This window comes from Vreelandella vilamensis, assembly GCF_031451755.1.
Lineage (GTDB): Bacteria > Pseudomonadota > Gammaproteobacteria > Pseudomonadales > Halomonadaceae > Vreelandella > Vreelandella vilamensis.
In genome coordinates, this window is record NZ_JARWAN010000034.1 from 1 (window position 1) to 20,216 (window position 20,216).

Genomic DNA, 20,216 nt, shown 5'->3' on the forward strand with positions numbered 1-20,216 from the left:
ATCAATCACCGATTGCGATAATGAAGGAATGGCAAACCAAGCGTCCTGAGTTATTTACCAAGAAGGTGGTTAATCACACGGGACCCGACAAGTAGGCACTTACCGTAGTTTTGAATGTGCTTGATACTTGGTGCCACCAACAGGGTAAGCCGAAAACTGGATTAGTATTCCCCTCGCCGCGAAATGGCAAGCGCATGGACCCGACGGCGATGCAAAAACCATGGGCTAACATTCGCCAATTAGCCGGACTGCCAAGAGATTTGCAAATGTATAGTTTGAGACACAACTTTGCTTCTCAGCTTGTGATGTCTGGGGTTGATCTTTTAACAGTGTCTAAGTTGATGGCGCATTCCGATATTCAGACTACGATTAAATACTATGCTCATCTGTGTCCTGATCATGCTCAAGATGCCGTTGAAGCGTTTGCGATGCAACAAGTAGTTGAACAGGAAGACACTGTCAGCAATCGCAAAGAATGTCGCTAACCTGCAGCTAATCGAATTGACGAATGCTTTCACTGGCAAAATGCCAAAGTCGGTGTTCACCTTCAGCCCGCTCTACTTCCGGCCGAGACAGTGGTTCGGTCAGGTCTACACACTAGCTGATCAAACGTGCTTTCCATTTGGTTTGGTCTTTGGCATTTTTAAAAATCGGGTTTTTCCTTTTGTTCATGATGTTAGAGGTAACAGCATGATGTGGACAGGAAAACCCCGATATAGTTGATTGAGCAAATACTATTAAATCTAATCAAGCGGCCACAAGACCAGCTGAAGAAAAGCGGGGGAGACGCTAGACTTAGTTGAGACAAGCGAAATCGTGATCAAATCCAAGCCTTGCCCTTTATAAGGTAGAGTAGGCCTTTTACCAATCGAACATAGATCCAAATCGTAAACGCCAAGCTCGCCAGGCTGACCAAAAGCGTTGCACCGAAACCAGATCCGGAAATCATCAGAACTACGAAGCCTAGGTAGGCAATGATCGCTATCATGAAGAACAGCACACTGACCCAGAAGGTGCTGATGATATTTCTGTAATGGGTGCGGGTGAAAGTCGGAGCATCACCTTGCTGCACGTAAGCAATTACTACCGCAATTAGCGGGGTGAACCACAGCAGTGGGCCAGTCATCATAAGTGCGTAGCAAACGATAGCGATCTTGTCTTCGGTGCTTTTTTCATGCTCAGTGGAAACTGGGGAGATGAAACCCTGCGCAGGATTTTGGATGTCTTGTGTCATTTTTACCTCGTTCCTCAATCAACATTATTGAAGCAAGATGTCAGGTGCGCTTTTCCTTCGAAATGCGCTCGACGTTAAGGGCGATCGACAAAATGATGATCAAACTTTCTTTTGCTATCGACATGGCGATGACAGAGAAATAGGTGTAAACCAGGCCTAAAATAAGGGCGGCTATTCCTTCAAAAAGGCCGAAAGCAAATACCATTCCCACCATGCTTACCAAACTAATCAGAGCACCAATAAACCACGAGAGGAAAATCAGGCCATCCCAAGCGGCGCGCAACCAGTCGAATACCGGGAATTCGGAGCGGCTACTGACGACTTTTTCAGTATCATCGCGTTGTCGCATGTCGGCGAGGCGTAGAGCGGCACCTTTCCAAATGCTCCATGGAATAGTGAAAAAGCGAACCACACAAACAAATAGCGCACTGATGACGGCAGGTAGTAGAGCGGGAATGACATCGTTTTTCAGTTGAGACATTAGTTTCTTCCTTGAGTAAAGTGAATTCATTATATAGGTTGAGGTGAGTTCAGCCGGAACATTGGGCAGCGCTGAGCGCTTCCCGTCCGGCATCCTTGAGCATGACACTGATGGCGGCTGCATCCTGAGAGCCGAACACGCGACCGCCGGTCTGCTCGGCAATGCAGTTGGAAAGACCTCTGTTTGAGATATCCACGACATTGATTCGCAGGCGTGGCTGTTGCATGGCGATTTCGCGGGCGACCGCACAGTGGTCGTTGCCACAGCCATCGGCACCATCCACAAAAGCTAGAATCACGGCATCTCGCTCTCTGCCGTCGACCATACTGGCGGCTTTTTGCAGGCTAGCCGCAAGCGGGGTGCCGTCGTCGGCCACCAGGTTGCGCACACCCTGCACCAGCATTGGTCGCTGCTCTGCGCTGAAACGCCCTTGGACTATTGGTGCTTCACATCCGCGGTAGGTCACAAGCCCAATATCGACGGCAGGGTCGATGGCTCGCGCTAGTTCGCTGAAGGCCTCCTTGGCGACTTCCATACGCGATGGACTGGCGGTAATTCTCTGCATGCGAGGGGAGTGGGCACGCATAGTGCGCAAGGGTTCTGGCATGGTGGCGTACCATTGCTCATCTTCTTCAGTGGTGCTGATATGCAGATTCATGGAGCCGGATGTATCGAAGATAGTGATGAACTCCGGTGGTGGGGTGTCGGCACTTCTACAGGCGAACGGCTCCTCGATGACCTCTTCGGTAGGCGGCCAGGGGAAACGTTCCCAGTGAGTGATCCCCATCCACAGGCCAAGTAACGCCAACCCACTAAGCAGTAGGGGTAATACCCAGCCTACTCGACGTCGAGTAGAAACCTGCTTTGGTATTGGAGGCGGGATCGGTGTCGGTACCTTGGGCGTGGCTGTCGGCGCCACAGTGGGTGTTGGACTTGCAGCAGGTGCTGGAGCAATGGGTGCCCAGCGAATAAGGAGCGGCTCCCCCCCTACGGAGTAGAGGGTATCCAGTGCCGGTGCCGTGGGCAGTGCCTGCAACTCGGCTGCGGCTGGATCGCCACGCCGTTCCAGCTCGTCGATCAGGCTTTTCAGTGCCGAAAGGCGTTGTGAAAGTCGTTCCTGAAGAGCTGCCTGCTCGGCGGCAGGTAGCTCATCCAGGCGGCGAGGCTGGCCTGGCAATTCCGTCCACCATTCTAGATCGCCGGTGCGCCCCTCTCGCGGGATGGCGAAGAGGTTGCCGATGCTAGGAGGGCAGTAGCGATGTATTAATCCTTGCAGGCGCTCAGGTTGCCGAGGGTCGACAAGCACATAACCCTCATCACGCAGTATACGTTGCATAATAGCCCTCCTTGGCAACAGACGTTACTTTGACTCTCACGGCGTATAGCCCAGACTTTGTTGTAAGCGGCTGACTTGCTGCTGCAAGACTTCCAGGCGGGCCTGTCGCTCTGCCAGTGTTTCCGCGTTATCACTGCTCTTGGGAGTCGCGTTCATCTGCCTTTCCAGCTCATTCAGCTGATGTTGTAGCCCAAGCTGTTCCTGAGTGTGGTTCTGAAGGCGAGCGACCAGCGCACGGACTGATTGCTCTAGCGCGTAATGCTGGGCATTGGTGACACGCAGTTCGTTGCGAGTGGCGCGCTGCTGCTCCATGATCTGGCGCTCGATCTTGCGAAACAGAGCGTTATCTTCCTGGTCGAGCTGCACCTGCTGTTCACCGGCGTCAATACGGGCACGATAACCCCCACCCGTATCACAGGAGAACTTGGTCACCAGGCTGGCGTCTCGGTTGTAGGGGTCGCAAGCCTCAGGAGTAGTGGCGCAGCCAGCGAGCAGGGTTAGCGTGCCGAGCACGATAAGAAAACGAAGTTTCATGGCGGTTTCCTTAGCCCAGGGTGATGGCAGAGCGCATGTTGTAGAGGTCGTCCACTTCCTGCTGCAGCGCCAGAACCTGATATTTCATCACGTCGATTTCTTGCTCAATTTCTTTGATTTCTTCGGGGTTGGCCTCCTGACGCTCCGCTTCGGCGACTTCCTCGTACTCCATTACGGTGCTCTGCATGTTGTTTAGGTCACGACGCAGAATGCTAATGTTGCTGTCAATGGCCGCAAGTTCACGTTCAGCAGCGACACGGTCAAGCTGCTGCTCGGAAATCTCTTGTTGCAGGCGCTCAATGCGTGCGCGGTCATCGGCCATGACCTGACGAGCAGTTTCAGTACGTGCGATCACCTTTTGAGTATCATTTTGAATATCTTGGCTCATCACCGCCAGGCGCTCCGTGGTGGAGGCGTATTCGCTGCGACGCTGATCGAGGTAATAGTTGGCACCCATTGCCACCCCACAAGCAGTAATGCCTGCAGCAATCATGCAGGTATTGCGGTCGCTGGTACCGCTAATCATGCAGCCTGCTATGCCAACGGCGGCGCCTGCCGCACAAGCTTGAACGCCAGACTTGCTGAAGAACTGTGCGTCATTGCCTTGCGTTAGTCGTGAGTCAGCAGACCGGTTAGCGCTTAGCGTGTTACTGCCCGTGCTTGCGCAGCCGGTAAGGAAAAGTGTGCCAGCTACAGCAGAGCCGATTAGCAGTTTCTTGAAGAGGGTAGGGACAGTCATTGTCATGGTAGTTTCCTTAAATATTGAGGTTGATGGTTATTGGGTTGCCATAGCCTTGCAACTCTCCAGCCAGGCCTCGGCGGTGATGTGCTGGTCATTCAGGTACTGGCGCTGATGCTGCCAGTAGGTCTGCAGGTAGGGGCGGAGCTCACTCACTTTAGGGTTTCGTGAGAGTATCTCGCTGAATACCTCTACCTGCTGAGTGATGGGTTCGCGGCCATATAGCGTGGCCGACTCCACCAGACTACTAGCGTAGTAACGGCTAAGCCCTTCAAGCCGCTTTTTTTGCTCGGCAAGACGCGCCTGACGCATGTCGCAGCTAGCGTCCGGCTCGTCGCCTTCGCAATTAAGCCGATAGTTATCGGCCAGGAAGTCGAAGAAGACTCCGTCATCCTCGAGCTTGGTGCATAGGAACGCGCCTAGGTTGAGGCTGGCACGAATGGCTTGGTTGCGTGCTTCCTGCTGGCGTTGGTTGCTGGCGCGCAGTTGGCGCTCCAGTGTCTGAAGTTGTTCCTGTAATGCCCTGTCTTCTACATCGGAGGCAAGCTCGGCCAACTGGACTACGGTGCCAGGTGAGCCGTCTATTTCCTCCTCGTCGAGACCTAAAGAAGCCCAGCTCTCCTCGATCGCGGCAATACGTTCCCGAGAAGTCAGGGTCGGAGCAACAAGCGCCAGCCGCAGCCCGGTGGCGCGACCACGATTGTGTTCGTCGCTGCCGTAGTAGGGTTCCTCGCCACGCAGAGCACCACGTAGATCCTCACGTGGCGTCAAGTAGCTACCGCCACGGACCACAAAGCCGCCGGCCTGGCCGTGCTGGCGATCCAGCTTATTAAGCCTAAAGGGTTCAAATATCATCTCGGTGGCATTGCCCAGGACGTCATGCAGGCCAAGTGGGTTGGGCGCCAGTAGTCCTGCGAGTTGCAGCCGACCGTTGGAAGACTGAGCCCCAGAGAACCACTCATAGGCATTGAGACCTTCCGGCATGGGATAACGGGAGTCCCGATATTCAGCCGTGCTGACTTCCAGGCCACCTCGAGCGGCGAATTCCCACTCCACTTCGGTGGGCAGGCGCAGGAATCCCAAAGAACCATCCTCGCGGGGCAGCATCTTGGAGGCATGTTCGCGTAGCCAAAGATTATAGGCATCGCTGAGCTGCATAGCATCGAACCAGCTCAGTGCAACCTGGGGGAATCGTTTGCGGTTGGATAGGGGCGGACACTCTTTACCGACCAAGGCCTCGTACTGCAACTCGGTGAGTTCGTATTTAGCTAACAAATAATAACGTGAGGCTTCGCCATCTTCGCTAGTGAAGCTTCCAGAGATGAAAGCAGGCCTACTATGCTCTACATAACCCCAACCGGTCCCATCTTGGCCGATCTGAACGGGGAAATCTTCCAGTGGTTTGCTGACAGGCACATGAATCTGTCGAAAAGCCATTGCGCCGCCGCAGGGCATCGGCAAGATGACGTCATCCTCCAGGGGGGATGGATTGTAGAGACGCTCATCCCATTCAGGCTGTGCCTGCACCGAGAAGGTGATTCCTAGGCTGGCTGTCAAGGTGGCAAATAAAGCAACAAAGTGGTTTTTAGGCTTCACGAAGGCTCTCCGCTGGCTGTATACCGAAGGCACGCACTACGCCGATAACCGCAACTAGCAAGGCAACCCCAAGGGTCAGCACTAGGGCAGCGAGGGCGTGAGTGATGGTGATATGACTGACGACACCAGCAGCAAGGTGGCTGGTAGCCAATAGATGGTTGAAGGCGATCGAGGCGATAACGAATAACCCCAGGCCGACTACAAAAGCGATAAGAGTCAGAAGTCCAACCTGCAGGCCTACGTAAGTTGCTATAGCCGGACGCTGGAAACCGAGCAGACGAAGCACGGCATATTCTCGACGCTTGCGATCGATGTTGGCCATAAAGGCACCGGCCATGGAAGCCAGGCAACCTACCAGAGCGGTAATGGCTATAACGCTGAAGATTAATCCGAGCACTCGGTTGATAGTTTGCACATTCTCGATTTCGGCTAGGCGGCTAGCTGTCTCTATTCGCTGGGCCTCTAGCTGCTTTACTACGCCAGCTACGGCATCCCCTTTATCGGCGAAGATACGTGCACGGGCATAACGCAGGGGATAGTCTGCGTGCTGGACGCCACTCCCAACCCCTAATAGCGGGCTGGCAAGGCCGTCCCGAAAGCGTTCCAACTCAATTAATAGCGATAGGTTTACGAAGGCAGCTGGGCGTGGAAAGCGAGCAGCATCCAGAACGCCGGAAACCTCTACCTCTACGCGGCCGCGCTCCTGTTGGTTTTCCAGTCGGCGGCTGACGGCAAGAGTTAGACGCTCGCCCACGGCGACATTGAGGCGTCGTGCGGCCGACTCACTGAGCACCACTTCGGTTCCTTTGGGGTAGTGGGCCTGGCTAGCCAGCAGCGGATCGCCTTCGGCGGAAGGGATTAATTCGGCACCCTCCAAGAAGTGTTGACGATCTTTTAATAGGTCGGCCTGAGTGTTAAGCGAACGGGTCTGTCCAATGGCAAAGCTGACCCCGGGAAGATCTCGAACCTGATCGATCCAGGCCTCGTCGAAGCTCCCGCTGGTCAGCATACGGATTTCAAGATTACGTGGATCATCGAGGAGTTCTCGCTGTAGCTGACTGACCACGCCGTATTTGAGGCCGAATAGCAGCAGCAGCGGGGCGATTACCGCTACTAGGGCAGCGGCAATGCATAGAGAAACTTGGCGATCATGCCATAGATCCTGAATGGCTAGGTTCAGGATAAGTTTGAGTCTACTTAAACCGGTTTGGCTAGGTTTCAGGCTCAAAGCGACATCCTCCTGACGTCAGAGTAGCTGCCAGCCTTGGCAGCGAAAATTGTGCCACGAGAGTGCGATCGTGGGAGACCACCAAAGCAGCCATCTCGAGTTCCTGCACCAACGAGAGAATTAGACCGAATAGTAGTTCACCGGCCTGAGGATCAAGTGCAGCGGTGGGCTCGTCAGCTAGCAGTAGGCGAGGCTCATGAGCCATAGCACGCACGAAGGCGGTGCGTTGGCGCTCACCAATGGAGAGCGCAGCAGGACGTTTGTCCATTAGTGGCTCCAGACCCAAAATTGCACAAGCATGGCGCACTCGCTCGCTGTTCGTTGGTAAGCCAAGCAGACGGCGAGGCAAGCTGATGTTGTCGCGTACATTGAGGAATGGCAGTAATCCTCCGTTCTGTAGCAAAAACCCCAAGTCACGTGAGCGGATCTCAGCCAGAGCATGTTCATTTTCGGTCCAAAGAAGGGCCGCTAAATCCGTTTCACTTGGTCCCAAAGTGTAGCTGTCGAGCGCGCTTGGCTTTAACAGAAGGCCAAGGGCTTCCAGCAAGGTGCTCTTACCGCAGCCACTGGGACCCACGATGGCAAGCATGTCGCCAGAAGTAAGCGTCAGCCCTGGTAGGTGGACTTCATGTCGTCCCGTACCTCGCCCGCGTGTGACACGCAGTTCGCTCAGATTTAGCATGGCGTTTCAGGGCATCATTTCGAGGGGTATAGGATAGACGTCATCACGTGGGTCGGCTCCTTCGGCCAGGGATACCCAGCGATCCACATCAGCGTTATAACGCTGGTAATGGCGCAGTTTAGTGGCCAGATGGCGAATAAAGCGCTCCTGCTGTAGTCCATCCCAGCTCAACCAAGTCTCCTCATCGAGGTTGAGTACTTCACTCTGGTAAGGAAGATCTTCTAGGTACTCACCCATCAGGCCTAGTTCTCCAAGGCGTTGCCCTTCGCTCTGCTGCAACTGATTCGGATCAGCCCCCATGGCAGCGGCCACCGAACGTAAACGGTCAAACATATCGGTGGGAGAAATAAGGCCGGCATTAGCTGCATTGAGAATCTCGCTGACGACATCGTTGAGATCACTCAATTGACCTTTGGTGAGCAGTACTCTGACTTCGGTAGTGGGAAGGTGCTGTGCAATCAAGTCGCGGTCGCTGATCCAGGCTTCAAATACGGGGGGAGCTTGACTGCCTGTGACTTGGCCAAGGTAGGCTAAACGCATAGCGTGTCCTATCAACTCTAGGTCATCCTTCAACCGTTGTTGACTGGGGTCGTCTGCCTCCTCTTCGGCATGGAGTGCGCTACCGATGGCTTCTTCACCCAGGTAGGCGGCATATACTTGATCAGTGATGGCCGTGGCAAGAGCATCAACCCGCTGGCCAAAGATGGCAACTTCGCCGGTATCGACCGGGTAGTAGAGCGAGGTGCCAGTGCTAGTGAAAGTAGAGAGATTACTGTACTGAGCTTCGGCAGCGGCATGATCGCCACGTTTCTCGCCACCGGGTGTCTTGAGATGCAGGGTGTAGACGGCAATACCGTGACGTGCTGCCTCCAGCCGAACCTGATCCGCATTAAGTCCGGTAGAGGAGCGTTCACCGTCACCTTCAATGGCACTGGCATCGGTGATCAGTACGATATAACGTGCGCCGAAGTTACTCCACTCGACTTCATCAATAGCCTGCATCACGCCGCCATAGGCGTCTTCTTCCCAACCCACGGTGGATGCCTGGGCTTCACGAAGGCCAGCCACGCGGCTCATGAAATCATTGCCATCCTTGACATCATTTGGGTCAGCATACATGCGCGTTACATAGTCGATGCCGGGAGCAGCTTCGATGCTATCGCGGAAGGAGACTAGGCCAAATCGTACTTGTTCGGTGAGATCCTGCTCCTCGATACGCTGATAGATACGTTCAACTGCCTCACGCGTGCGCTCTATATAGGGTCCCATGGAGATGGTGGAGTCGATAACGAAAACCACGCCGGCGTTGAACTCACGCAGCTGCGCGGAGACATTGTTGGGGTCATTCTGCGTTTCATCTTTCTCGGCTTCGCTTACCGAGGCCACTTTTAGCAGACGAGTCATAAAGCCTGCTTCGGTCATTATTTCCTCGCCTTCCAGAATTGGAAGGAGGTAGAACTGCTCGTGGAGGTCGACAAAGTATTCTGGCTCTTGGGCGACGATGCCAGGGGCATCGCCGTCACGACGCAATTGGGCACGTAGCGGGGCGACCTGGCCGGAAGGTTCGAAGTCATCAAAGATCGTCATCAAACCATCGCGTTCGCCAAAGAACATCAGGCGGTCGCGGTTAGCTGGATTGGTAAATGACAGTGTGAGCTGCATGTTCCACTCCACTGTGCAGGATTCCGGTAACCAACCGCTGGTACTGCCATAGCTATCAGGGCCAACTTCGAGCCACTTCTCTCCATTCTTTTCACTACGCTGATAGACATAGAAGCGGCTAAAGGCAGGTTGCAGTTCTCCATCAGTGCCGGCTGCCTGCTCACTAAGCTGGCAGCCTGGCGTGGTCAATACACGCTGGTAGAGGGCCTGCTTACCTTCCTGCAGCAGTGGGCGTACATCAGAATGGGCGGGGAAAGCAGTGGCCGCCAACGGAAGTGCCATCGCGAGGCTTAAAATATTTTTGCGCAGCATCATCCTTGAAGCTCCTCCAGCCGCTGGCTGGCTTCGGCATTATTGGGATCGAGGCCCAGAGCGGTCTCGTACCAGAAGATGGCAGTTTCCGTGTCGGGTTCAGGGAAGCAGGTGCTGGGTGAATGCTGTGCCGGATCGAACTCTTGTGCATAGGCTAGAGCGGCGTCGGCATCACCGTTGAGTGCTTGGTGGGCATAGAGTCGCCGTGCAATCCCGCAGTGGTCATTGGTCAAGGCTTCATTGACCACATCAAGCATGCCACCGTCGTCGTTTCCAGCACCGGTGCAGGCCTGAACGAACTCCAGCTCGCCCATTTCGCTCATGCGCTGCAACGAGCAAGGGGCGGCGGCTGCGGAAGTGGCACTCTGATTGGTATCCAGCGGTTCGCTCGCCTCGTCGGGAGCGGCTTCTACCGGTTCGGATTCCTCGATTTCTTCTGCCGAGTTTTCTTCGGTAATAGCTTCGCTTTCGCTGGCAGTGTCTTTCCCATCGCGCATAGACATGCCGAACCAGGCAGCGGCACCAAGAATGACAGTAAGAATGACCACGGCCAGCAGTATCCACAGCCAGCGCTTGCTTTTGTCGTTTGGCGGCTGTTTGGGTGGTTCTGAGTTAGGCTCTGATCTGGATTCAGGTTCAGTGGCTTCGGGTTCATCAGCTACAGGTTCGAGTGAAGCGGGTTCCTCGGCAACGGACACTGACGCGGGTGGAGGTTCCGCAGTTGGCTCTGGCTTTGAGTTCACAGGGGGTGGCTGTGGCGTATTCAGGTCTGCGCTGGCATCCGGCTCAGTTGCGCTGCCACTGGCCCCAGAAGGCATCAGGCCCTGGCCGATACGCAGGCGTGCCTGACCAACCTTCTTGTCGTCTGGTCCGTAGAGCCGAACCATGTTGGTTGCGTGTGAATTTTCCAGTAGGGGGTCGACGATCGTGCAGTCCACTTCTGCTGCGAGATAGCCTTCGGTAGTGGGTTGCAGCGCTGGTAGATGAAACTTGAAGGCATTATTGCCCCACGCCCCGTCTTTCTGCAGGAAGTGTTCATCCTGGTTGCGCTGAATGTCTATCGACAAACCTTCGGTGGTTCCCTGCCATCCGATAATCACCAGTTGGCCGTAACCGGGCTGATTGGTATCCAGTGGCCGCAGCTCAACCTTAAGCATGGTTCGTCTCCCCGATGGTGAACTTCTCCAGCACTTTGCCGAGTCGTTCATTCTGTTCGATGGTGATTTCACGTCCACCGCTGTGGCCGGCATTTTCCTGGGTCATTATGCATAGACCAGACAGCCAGTCCCCGAGATAGACCAGAGCCTGGTTGACCGGCTGGTCGCTTAGTTGGGGCAATTCGTTGCTGGGTATCTGTCTCTGCTCATAGCCGAATAAGTGGGTCTTGGCACCAACGAAGCCTGTCGGACGCAGTTCGACTGGCTGATAATGAAAGCCAAGCCAGGCGATGAAATCGCGAAGTACCAGTTGGGCGGCCAGCACCTGGCGTGCCACTAGGCGATCACGGCGTGCACCGCTTTGCACACGCTTGACCAGCGCTTCATGCAGCCGCTCCTGCACCTTGAGACGGCTAGAGCCGGTTATCAATTCGTCGGCCAAAAGTTTCACCAGCTCGCGATCAAGACCGAGCATACGCATTAAGCCCTGACGCTGGGGCAGTTCGCGAACATGCCCTACCCAGGCGTTGTAAACAGCACGGGCAAAGCGATGGTCAGCGCTTTGCAGCACCGGGGCTGCAGGCGCAGCTGTGGTGGGAGTTAAGTCCTCGTTTGGCTCGTTGCCGAAGGGCAGGTCGCCGAAGCTGCTCTCAAGCCCGAAGTCGCTACTGCCGTAGAGGCCACCATCATCAAGGGAGGAGCTTTCCTCGTCGCGCTGTACCTCGCTGGCCAGACTGTCTTCGCTGTCGCTAAGGTAGAGATCGCGGACTGTCTCATCCGACAGCTCAAGCTGGTACTGCAGCTCCCCAAGGGAGTGTAGGCGCGTTTGCAGCTCTTTCCAGAAGCGGGATGCAGTGTCACGCTTCTCGGCGACTTCGCCGTCGGAGTCGCTGAAGTGCCACTTGGCCAGGCGCTCCTTGATTAGTGTGCGCTGAGTGTCCTCGAGCTGGCTGCTGATGCGCCCGAGTTTGTACTCAAGACCGGCGATACGAGCTAGGTAGTCGCCGATACGCGCCATGCCGCCATCATCGAGCGCCAGCATGGCTTGCCAGGCCTCGGCTGGCTGGGCGACGTGCTTGAGCACCGAGGGGCTTTCGATGAAGGTGGCCTGCATGCGTGTTAGAGCGTCCGCGGCATCGGTGTGGATGGCAGTTTCGCGCCCACCCTCGTTGACCAGAAAGGGCACCGGCAGACGTGGCTTGCGGACCAGGAAAGTATTGTCAAAGGCCTGGTTGGGAGCCCACTCCTGCATCCAGTCGTAGCTGCCAAAGCGCTCAAGCATGGTCATCTTGATCAGGCCATCCCAGCCGTCACGCAGCTGACCATCAGGCTGCTGCAAGGCGCCGTTAATGCGCATGTCGAACATGGTCAGTGCCCAGATCAGCCCTGGGTCGCGGCTGGCTCGCTCCTGGGCCGTTTCACCTTGGGTCTTCTCAATCCAGCGGCTCAGTACAGGACCTACGCTGGTGACGTCGCTCTGCTTGCTGGAACTGGTACACACCACTAGGCCATTCATCTCCTGGCTGTCGGTGTAGCGTTCGAACAGGTAGGCGACCTTGCCGCGCAGCAGTAGTTGAGAGAGACCTTCCTGGCTACCGGGTTCGCCGATCTTGCGCAGGCTTAGGCGACCGCGGTACCCGGGGAAGTCGAGTAGGTCAACTTTCTCGACTCGCGGATCGCGGGTGGGTTCCACCAGAGGGAAGGTCAGCTCTGCAGTTAGAGCAGCAAGTTGGGCCACCGGCAGGCTTACCGGCGCGCCGAGGTCGCTTCCTTCGGCGGGACAAACGTCCAAGGGTAGGTCCTGGGCGGTGCCCAGACGCTCAAGGATGTCCACGTTCATAATGCTGTCACGTTGGCTGAAGCCGTCGCCGTTGCGTACAACTAGGCAGCGTAGCGGGGCGAACACGCGAGAGGCATGGCCCAGGGTGCCCAGCGCCTGAGCCAGCTGACGATAGAGATTGGTAAGTTCGGGTTGCTCGCCCCACAGCAGGGAGAAAAGCTCGGCGCGCTGGTGACTGTTGAGCTTCGGGGCCAGCTTGATCACCCGCGGCCAGTAGCGGGCATTGAGCTTGCTGACTGACTTGGGAAAGCTTGCATGCAGATAGTCCCAGAGTTCCACGACCCCTTCGGGAGTGACCCCTGGCTGCAGAGGGTCGTCCAAAACTGTCTCATAAGGGCTCAATACAGCTGCCACCTTGTTCTCGTCAATCTCGTAGACATCTTCACGTTCATGATCAAAGTCGTTGAACCATGTGTTGGCCAGTACCTTAGCGATCTCGATTTCTCTGAAAAGCTTGAGCTCAACGGGAAATTCCGCAGGGCCGGAGCTGGCACTGCGGCTGAAGCGGGTAACCAGGCCAGTGGCCTCCTTGCCCCCGCCGACTGGATTGACGTGCTCGATGAAATCCAGTCGTGCCGGGCCGTAACAGGTCTCCAGCTTGCCGTTATCGCCAGCGGCTAGCGCTGAGATGAGATAGGACTTACCCGCTTGAGAGAGGCCGAAGAAGCCCACCGTCATTGGCGTGGTGGCAGCAAGGGACAGACTCTGAGCCAGATTGCGGGCGCGGTAAAACTCAAGGCTCAACTGGTCGGCTTCACTGTCCAGGCTAGGAGCGCTGTCGCGCACCGTCTCAATCCATTCAAGTGCTGCACCGGCGCCCTGATGAAAGGCTTGCCAGCCCGTGCTGAGTCGCTGCTGTTCATGTGTTAACTGATTCATGTTCTTTTCACGCTCCCGCTGTCCAGCCAGTAATTGGTATCACCAAGGCCTGCGTCGATAAGGGTGTTGAGTTGCAGCTTTAGAAATTTGGCATTGAAGCTGGCACCACCGTTGGTCTCCACGCCGGCGACCCTCAGACGGTCGCTGATCAGACTGCCCTTTCCGGCTCGCTCATCTACTGCCAGCCGAACCTTAAGCACAGGTGCTCGACCTTCCCTTTGCTCAATTTTGGCAAGTTCCTTTTTGCCTTCCGGGGTGAAAGTGAGCGTGTAAAGTGGTGATGCCGTCCAGCGCTCTACCCCTAATTGGCGAAAGCCGATGCGTAGAGGACCACGCATTTCGATGGTGGGCGTGTCGCCGCACTCATTTTCTGGTAACACGATGGAGGTGCTGTCATCGCTGGACGCAATGTCGCGATAGGTCACGTCGGCATCGGGAATAGTGTTGTTGTTATCAATCAGGCCAATATGACGAATCGTCGAGTAGGGACGCAGGGCGGCTGCACGGAAAAAGAAGTTGGAGAGGTTGTGCTGCGCGCATAGCAGGCAGAGCATGGCACCAACCGAGGCGGTGCTTTTCGGATCGTTGATGCGACCGTTGCGATGGAAGGGATACCAGCTGCCGGTGCGGTAGCCCTGAAGCGGCAAGATACGACCCGGTGGCAGCGGTAGCATCTTACGCAGGTAAGCCTGGATGCCGGGCAAGCGTGAGGGTCTTCCGGTGATTAGCAGTGTGTCGCACTGGTACTGAAAAGCCACTTCGCACAGCGAAGCCAGTGTCTTACATAGGTTGAAGCGATCCTTAAGGAAAGCTCGATGTACCTCAAGCAGATTGACGGTGAGCGGGATGTCGAGTAGGTCAAATTCAAGTTCAGTGCCCAGTTCGCGGCGTAGGGCACTTTCTACATAGCGGCGCACGGAATCGCTCACCGCCTGAGCGCCTAGGCGCTCGCCGTAGGTTAACGTTTCGGGACCGCTGGGTTGTTCAGGGTCGAAGGCTTCGTAGGCTTCAAGCAGGGCGAGGCCAAGGGGGGTGAATACCTGCAGGTTGAGCTGCTGACGTAGCACCTGCTCCTGGGCATTGGCACCTTCCTGGCCGCATAGCTTAGACATCATAGCGTCTGGCGAGGCTACGCCGGCTTGCTTGAGCGCCGCCTCGAAGCTGGGCAGCACGAACAGCTGGATAATGTCGAGCAAAATGTCGTCACCGGCGACCCGGAAACCATCGCGGAAGCGTTGTTCGGGTACTACGAAGACGTTACTGCCGCTGCTACCCGTTCCGTTGCGATCTAGGTAGTAATCGGTGATTACGAGGTCGGTAGTGCCTCCGCCGATATCGATAGTACCAAGCGTGATGCGCTCTCTGTTTGGCTTGCCGGGGCGCGCCAAGGCATCAAAGAACTCCTCTGGGTGGCCGGCGTAGTTCTCCTTGATTTCAGTATAGAGGTAGACCAGTTGCCCACAGGAGGCCTCGTCCCAATCCACACGCAATTTTGGCATTGGTACACGCAATGTGCCGTCTTTTTCGGCTTCATGGGGATTACTTTCTTCCATGTCGTCGTGCCAGCCCAAGCTCTTCCACACTAGGGCAACCGTCTGTTCCAGTCTCGAGACCAGCAGGCTGCGTTCTGCCTGGGGCATGGCCGGTGGTACAGTGAGGGTGATCGAGCGCACCCTCCGTGGGCGGTTGGTGTGGCCCTGACGCACTCGCTGGGCGGGGCTGTTGGTCTGCATTAGTGCTTGAGCCAACACCTCGGCTAGCATGAAGGTCATTAGAGAGCTTCTTGAGTAGTGTGGCTTGAAGACCGGCATCTGCTCCTCTTCAGGCACGGCGTAGAGGGCATTGCCGAGTTCGTTGATCAGGTGCGAGAAAGGAGCGGCAGTGGCGAGGGGCTCTGTTTCGGTGCGCACATAGGCGCTATTGAAGCGCCACCCGTGTCCGTAGCTTGCCTCATCCCACAGGTAGCGTTTTGGGCTGGAGAGCCCGGTTGAGCCCTCGGTGCCGCGGCGACGCCCGGCCAGGCATCCCGCCTCGACGCCGACCCGTGCGATGGTCGGCCACAGGAAAGCGTCGGGGCGACCGCTCTTGACCGATAGGTGATCTTTTCCAAAGAAGGTCTGGGAGAACTCGATGCGGCTCTCGAAGGGCTCGCGATAGACTCGCTCGGGTTCGACTAGGTCGCGCAGCTCAAGCACATAGTTGTTCTTGAGACCCGTGCCCGACTGACCATGATCTTCGATCAGTATGCCGCAGGTGCGAGAGTTGCCCACGTCCAGCACTAGGTCAACAGGAATGGCATTTTCGTTTTGAGCAATCACCTTGAGATCGGGAATCTCGACCCGAGGAGTGGGGTCGCGATGTTCCGCGTTGATGGGGCGGTGCAGCAGGCTCAGCACATTGAGGTAGTGGGCAAGGGGCATACGCTCTTCCAGAGCCTCGTGCATCTCCTGGCTGTCCAGTCCTGGATTAGCCTCGCGGAACAGTTCCTCGAGCCACTCCTTGACCCAGGGTTGATCCATGAACCAACGCATGTCGATGGTCATGGTGGCTAGTCGGAAGTTGGCGCCGGCGCTGATGTCGCTATCGCTTGGGCAAAGGTAGGCCGTATTCTCGCGGTGCGGCAGGGTGCTAGTGTCGAAGACCAGGGTCAGGCGGTGAGTGTGGCCATCGAGATCTGGCTCATCAAGCGCTACCAGGCGCATGCGTGCCCAGTTGGCTGGACCTTGGTCGAATTTTCCCGGAGGGCGAAAACGCAGGAAAGGAGCAGGCAGCCAGGCACCGTTCAGCTGTTCGAGGCTGGCGGCCATGGGAACATCGAAGTCCGACTCCCGGACCGTCTCGATTCTGTCCTTGGCACCTTCTCTCTCTATGACGTGAAATAGATCCCCGTTTTCCTGGTTGACCAGTAGACGGGTCAGCATCTTGTCAGTGTTGGCCAGATACTTGAACTCGCCTGCGGACTCTCGGCGCGGGTCGAGTTTTAGGCCGAAATCCATGAACTGAACGCCTGAGTGACTGACCAGGGTGGCTACCTCTTCGAACTTGATGATATCTGGCAACATGATCGGTTGACCGTCCTGTTAACTTGATTTACGCAACTGCATGGGAAATGACTCATCGTTGTAGCTGGCGGCGCAGCTGGCTACTTCGCCATTTGCCTGGCGGCACTCTACTTTTGGCATCTCGTAGTGGCTGCCGTCCTCACAGCGGGCCTGCTCCAGGGCTTTTACCTGAAGTTGGCCATCCTGCATGGCGGCGGTCACGGGGCCTGCACAAGTCATGCCGTTCTGGCCTCCGCGTTTGATGTACATATGGCCCTTGCCTCCATCAAATGCATAGGCGACCTGCAGGGGGCGGCCTGTCTGGCTGTCCATCACGCCGGCGCCACGCCAGTTGCCGTTGAGGAACTCAGCCTCACCGTTCTTGGCATCGGCAGGCAGGCTGAGTGGCTCAAGAGCAGGCGGGTTCGTGCTGGTTTCTATGGGGGGGACGCCGGGAGATGGTGTAGCCGGTGGGCCGTTGGATGGAATCTCGGGTGGCGCCATACCTGACGGCAATCCAGGTGCAGTTGGTGTTGCGTTCAATGCTGGCTCAGGGTTAGAACCCGATATGTTCGGCATGCTAATTTCCGGCAGCCCGCCATTACCTAGGCTTGGCATCTCTACTCCTCCGTTTAATGCCAAGGAGGGAGCGTCTGGAATCGAGGGTGAGCTACTTGAACTCGCTCCCCAAAGGTTAAAAGGCCAGATATCTTGGCCGTTCCACAGAGACTGCGACGAGGGAGTTGATAGACTTAAGTCGTTGGAGGGCGTGCAGGCTCGAAGCCCAAACAAAAGTAAAACAAGGGCTAGCAGCAATAAGGGCAATAGCCACCACCAGCGTCGCCACCATGGCTGAGCCAATGTTGCTACAGGTTGAGGCTGCGGCTGCGGTTCAGGCAATGTCTGTGAAGCAGGAGCAATATCAGCACTAGCCGGCGCAGTCGGAATGGGCTGTACAGGCTTTAATGGTGCTGATGGGTACAGGCATAGTAGAGGATTGGCATGACGATCAGCTTCCGGATGAATAAACCCCCAGAAGGTGATAACAGGAGTGCCGTCAACGAGATAGACGTAATTCTCATTTGGGAAATGACCAACCCATTTGACCAGTTTTGTGAATACTTTGTGATCGCCGCTCTCATTCTCTTGAGACGCAAGATCGTTGATATCCTGCTTAAAGGCCTCTAGCTGTATTAATGCATCCTCGCGTTCCCCTTCAGTGGCACTGCGCCAAGGAACTACATCGCCTGATATGTCGCTATACCAATCGATGCCTTCACCTTGCTGATCTCGTTGTGGAATGGCGAGGTGCCGCTCCTTGCCGGGTAATCGGCGTGAAATCACCTTGCGCAGTTGAAGCGCAGAGTGATAGACCGGCTGCCCCGTCTCCCCTAGCTCGCGAAAGTGCTCGGTTCTTCCGCTATGCAGCAAAATTGCAGGCATGAGCGCTTCTCTCCTTGACATGGCTCCCTGTACTGCTGGCACAGAAGAGTAATTTTCCAGATGTCATAGAAAGAGCGCAAACTTGATGCGTCAGACTCTTCTGGTGAGGTCCTTGCACTTGCTATGCCATCCGTTGCATTTTTAAACCTGACTTGAGCTAGTAGATTTTTTAAATATTTTCTAGTAAATGATAGCTTTTTAAGGTCAGGTTATTTTTTTTAGCCGGCTTATCTACAATTAAAAAATTTAATTGTAGATAAGAAGGATTCTATAGCATCCATCCAGAAGGGTTAGGGTGAGGTTTTTGCTGTGAGAGATACTTCCAGCCCTTAATGACACGAACAATAAGCCAGATAATCCAAAATAATAAAATGAAAATTCCAATAAGGATATAGGAGAGCAAAGTGCCTAAAATTAAAAATAGAAACCCAATCCAGAAAGTTCGGATTTGAAATTGATAATGAGTCTGAAGCCAGTCTGGTGCATCATTGCGGTTGATGTAGGCTATTATGAGTCCAATCAATGCTGTGATGCCAGTAAATAACCCTACTAGGTATAGCAAGTAGACAGCTTTACACATGCCTTCCGTGGTATTGGGTTGAGAAGTGACTGTATTTTCCATGGGTTCCCTTCATGGTTTTGTGATAGTACATAGCACTTTATGGTGGTGCTGAAAGATGCAACACATCAAATAATTCATTGCCAGCTAAGCATGTGTTGCATTTTTTTTCGATAGCTTATAAACGCCGATATTGTTTGCCAAATCAAGTCAGTCAGAGACGAATCATAGCATATGGAAAAAATTATCTTTTCTTCGATTTGTGGATGGTAAGTGCACAGCCCTATGATTTTATTGTCCTAGATCAATAAATTCTTTATATGGAAGTACAAAAATAAATAAGCAAAGCATTATCAAGCACCTCATATGCAAGTCTTTTTGCTTAAGATTTTTTTGTCTACAAATGGACTAATAGTCTGATTTTAAAAGGAATTATCATGGTTAAAAAGCACCTCACCCGTCGTCGTTTTCTTCAAGCGCTGGGCGTCACCGCTGCGGCGGGTACGCTGCCGGGATGCCGGACCTTCCCACAGATGCCGGATGAGATCTGATCCTGCCCAGTAACAGTGGACACCTCAAGAATGTAATACGCTACGATGAGGTGAACCATGGCCAGATCGACAACATCAATGAAGAAAAAATCTTATACCCGTCACTCCGATGCCTACCGTCAAGAAGCGTTAGCGCTGGCTGACCGCATTGGCGTGGCAGCAGCGGCTCGTGAGCTGGGAGTACACGCAAGTCAGCTTTATCAGTGGCGCTCTAAAGCACAGCTGCAGCTAGACAAATCTGAACGAGAGCGGGCGTTAGCAGAAGAAAACGCCCGCTTGAAGCGCCAATTAGCCGAAGCAAATGAAGAGCTGGCCATCACAAAAAAGGCCGCGGTGTACTTTGCTGCGAAGAGCCTGAAGTGAAGTACGCCTTTATCCATCATCATCGTCAGGCTTTCAGTGTTCAACGTATGTGCCATGTTGTTGGGGTCGCTCGAAGCGGCTACTACGCTTGGCGTCAGCGCGAAGGAGTACCATCCCCAAAACGCAGCCAGCAGGCCATTCTCGATCAGCGTGTGGCTGAGGCTTTTCACCAGCGTAAAGGCCGCTCAGGCGCCCCGAGATTAGCCCTAGACCTGCAAGATGATGGGATGCCGATCAACCGTAAGACGGTGGCTGCCAGCTTACAGCGTCAAGGCTTGCGCGCTAAAGCAGCTCGTAAGTTCAAGGCCACCACGAACTCTCGGCATTCGCTACCAGTGGCGCCGAATCTACTAGAGCAAAACTTCACGGCCTCAGCCCCTAATCAAAAGTGGGTGGGTGACATTACCTACTTGGCGACGAGCGAAGGCTGGCTTTACCTGGCCGTGCTCATTGATCTTTACTCTCGTAAAGTGGTGGGTTGGGCAATGCCCCCTCTGTCAGCCTTGTTGTCCGGTTGGCGATATCGCCTAAATTCAATCCAGGGGGAGCGGTATGGAATTCATGTGCCACGTTATTCTG

At 55.0% G+C, this 20,216-nt stretch carries 16 protein-coding genes and 1 pseudogene; 3 read left to right on the forward strand and 14 right to left on the reverse strand.

Translation table 11 applies throughout. The annotated features are described in order from the left end of the window. Window positions 1-116: 116 nt before the first annotated feature. Window positions 117-485: a tyrosine-type recombinase/integrase gene (locus QC823_RS15050; RefSeq protein ID WP_309657177.1), complete on the forward strand. Its 369-nt coding sequence runs from the start codon at window positions 117-119 to the stop codon at window positions 483-485. Between the two features lie 335 nt (window positions 486-820). Here the strand turns inward: QC823_RS15050 and QC823_RS15055 are convergent, their stop codons facing one another. The 14 genes from QC823_RS15055 to QC823_RS15120 all read right to left on the reverse strand — a co-directional run bounded on the left by QC823_RS15055 (window position 821) and on the right by QC823_RS15120 (window position 18,786). After that, window positions 821-1,234, reverse strand: coding sequence for a hypothetical protein (locus QC823_RS15055; protein ID WP_309657162.1), 414 nt, complete (start codon window positions 1,232-1,234; stop codon window positions 821-823). A gap of 40 nt (window positions 1,235-1,274) precedes the next feature. Further along, the gene (locus tag QC823_RS15060; protein ID WP_309657163.1) at window positions 1,275-1,715 is read right to left on the reverse strand and encodes a hypothetical protein; all 441 of its coding nucleotides are present in this window, start codon (window positions 1,713-1,715) and stop codon (window positions 1,275-1,277) included. A gap of 49 nt (window positions 1,716-1,764) precedes the next feature. Next, window positions 1,765-3,051 carry a VWA domain-containing protein gene (locus QC823_RS15065; protein WP_309657164.1) on the reverse strand — a complete coding sequence of 429 codons (1,287 nt, stop codon included), beginning with the start codon at window positions 3,049-3,051 and terminating at the stop codon, window positions 1,765-1,767. A gap of 36 nt (window positions 3,052-3,087) precedes the next feature. Next, window positions 3,088-3,585, reverse strand: coding sequence for a hypothetical protein (locus QC823_RS15070; RefSeq protein WP_309657165.1), 498 nt, complete (start codon window positions 3,583-3,585; stop codon window positions 3,088-3,090). Window positions 3,586-3,595: 10 nt separating this feature from the next. Next, window positions 3,596-4,330, reverse strand: a complete 735-nt coding sequence (locus QC823_RS15075) for an HlyD family secretion protein (protein ID WP_309657166.1) — start codon at window positions 4,328-4,330, stop codon at window positions 3,596-3,598. Window positions 4,331-4,360: 30 nt separating this feature from the next. Continuing rightward, entirely contained in the window at window positions 4,361-5,920 is a 1,560-nt protein-coding gene (locus QC823_RS15080) for a formylglycine-generating enzyme family protein (RefSeq protein WP_309657167.1), read from the reverse strand. After that, window positions 5,910-7,148, reverse strand: a complete 1,239-nt coding sequence (locus tag QC823_RS15085; protein WP_309657168.1) for an ABC transporter permease — start codon at window positions 7,146-7,148, stop codon at window positions 5,910-5,912. The genes QC823_RS15080 and QC823_RS15085 overlap by 11 nt, the downstream gene beginning before the upstream one ends. After that, entirely contained in the window at window positions 7,132-7,830 is a 699-nt protein-coding gene (locus QC823_RS15090; protein WP_309657169.1) for an ABC transporter ATP-binding protein, read from the reverse strand. The genes QC823_RS15085 and QC823_RS15090 overlap by 17 nt, the downstream gene beginning before the upstream one ends. 6 nt (window positions 7,831-7,836) lie before the next feature. Next, window positions 7,837-9,807 (reverse strand): vWA domain-containing protein, encoded by a 1,971-nt coding sequence (locus QC823_RS15095; RefSeq protein ID WP_309657170.1) that lies wholly within the window; start codon window positions 9,805-9,807, stop codon window positions 7,837-7,839. Further along, window positions 9,804-10,961 (reverse strand): hypothetical protein, encoded by a 1,158-nt coding sequence (locus QC823_RS15100; RefSeq protein ID WP_309657171.1) that lies wholly within the window; start codon window positions 10,959-10,961, stop codon window positions 9,804-9,806. The genes QC823_RS15095 and QC823_RS15100 overlap by 4 nt, the downstream gene beginning before the upstream one ends. After that, entirely contained in the window at window positions 10,954-13,680 is a 2,727-nt protein-coding gene (locus QC823_RS15105; protein WP_309657172.1) for a putative virulence factor, read from the reverse strand. The genes QC823_RS15100 and QC823_RS15105 overlap by 8 nt, the downstream gene beginning before the upstream one ends. Then, window positions 13,677-16,742 (reverse strand): virulence factor SrfB, encoded by a 3,066-nt coding sequence (locus QC823_RS15110; RefSeq protein ID WP_309657173.1) that lies wholly within the window; start codon window positions 16,740-16,742, stop codon window positions 13,677-13,679. The genes QC823_RS15105 and QC823_RS15110 overlap by 4 nt, the downstream gene beginning before the upstream one ends. Window positions 16,743-16,760: 18 nt before the next feature. After that, window positions 16,761-18,164, reverse strand: a complete 1,404-nt coding sequence (locus tag QC823_RS15115) for an SrfA family protein (RefSeq protein ID WP_309657174.1) — start codon at window positions 18,162-18,164, stop codon at window positions 16,761-16,763. A gap of 268 nt (window positions 18,165-18,432) precedes the next feature. Continuing rightward, a complete protein-coding gene (locus tag QC823_RS15120; RefSeq protein ID WP_309657175.1) occupies window positions 18,433-18,786 on the reverse strand; it encodes a DUF4870 family protein in 354 nt (117 codons plus the stop codon). 374 nt (window positions 18,787-19,160) lie between these two features. On the opposite strand from QC823_RS15120, the gene QC823_RS15125 reads away from it, so the two are divergent. Next, window positions 19,161-19,274, forward strand: coding sequence for a twin-arginine translocation signal domain-containing protein (locus QC823_RS15125; protein WP_309657176.1), 114 nt, complete (start codon window positions 19,161-19,163; stop codon window positions 19,272-19,274). A 57-nt stretch (window positions 19,275-19,331) separates the two neighbouring features. Then, window positions 19,332-20,125 (forward strand): annotated as a pseudogene (locus QC823_RS15130) (IS3 family transposase); the annotation flags it as partial. Window positions 20,126-20,216: the final 91 nt, after the last annotated feature.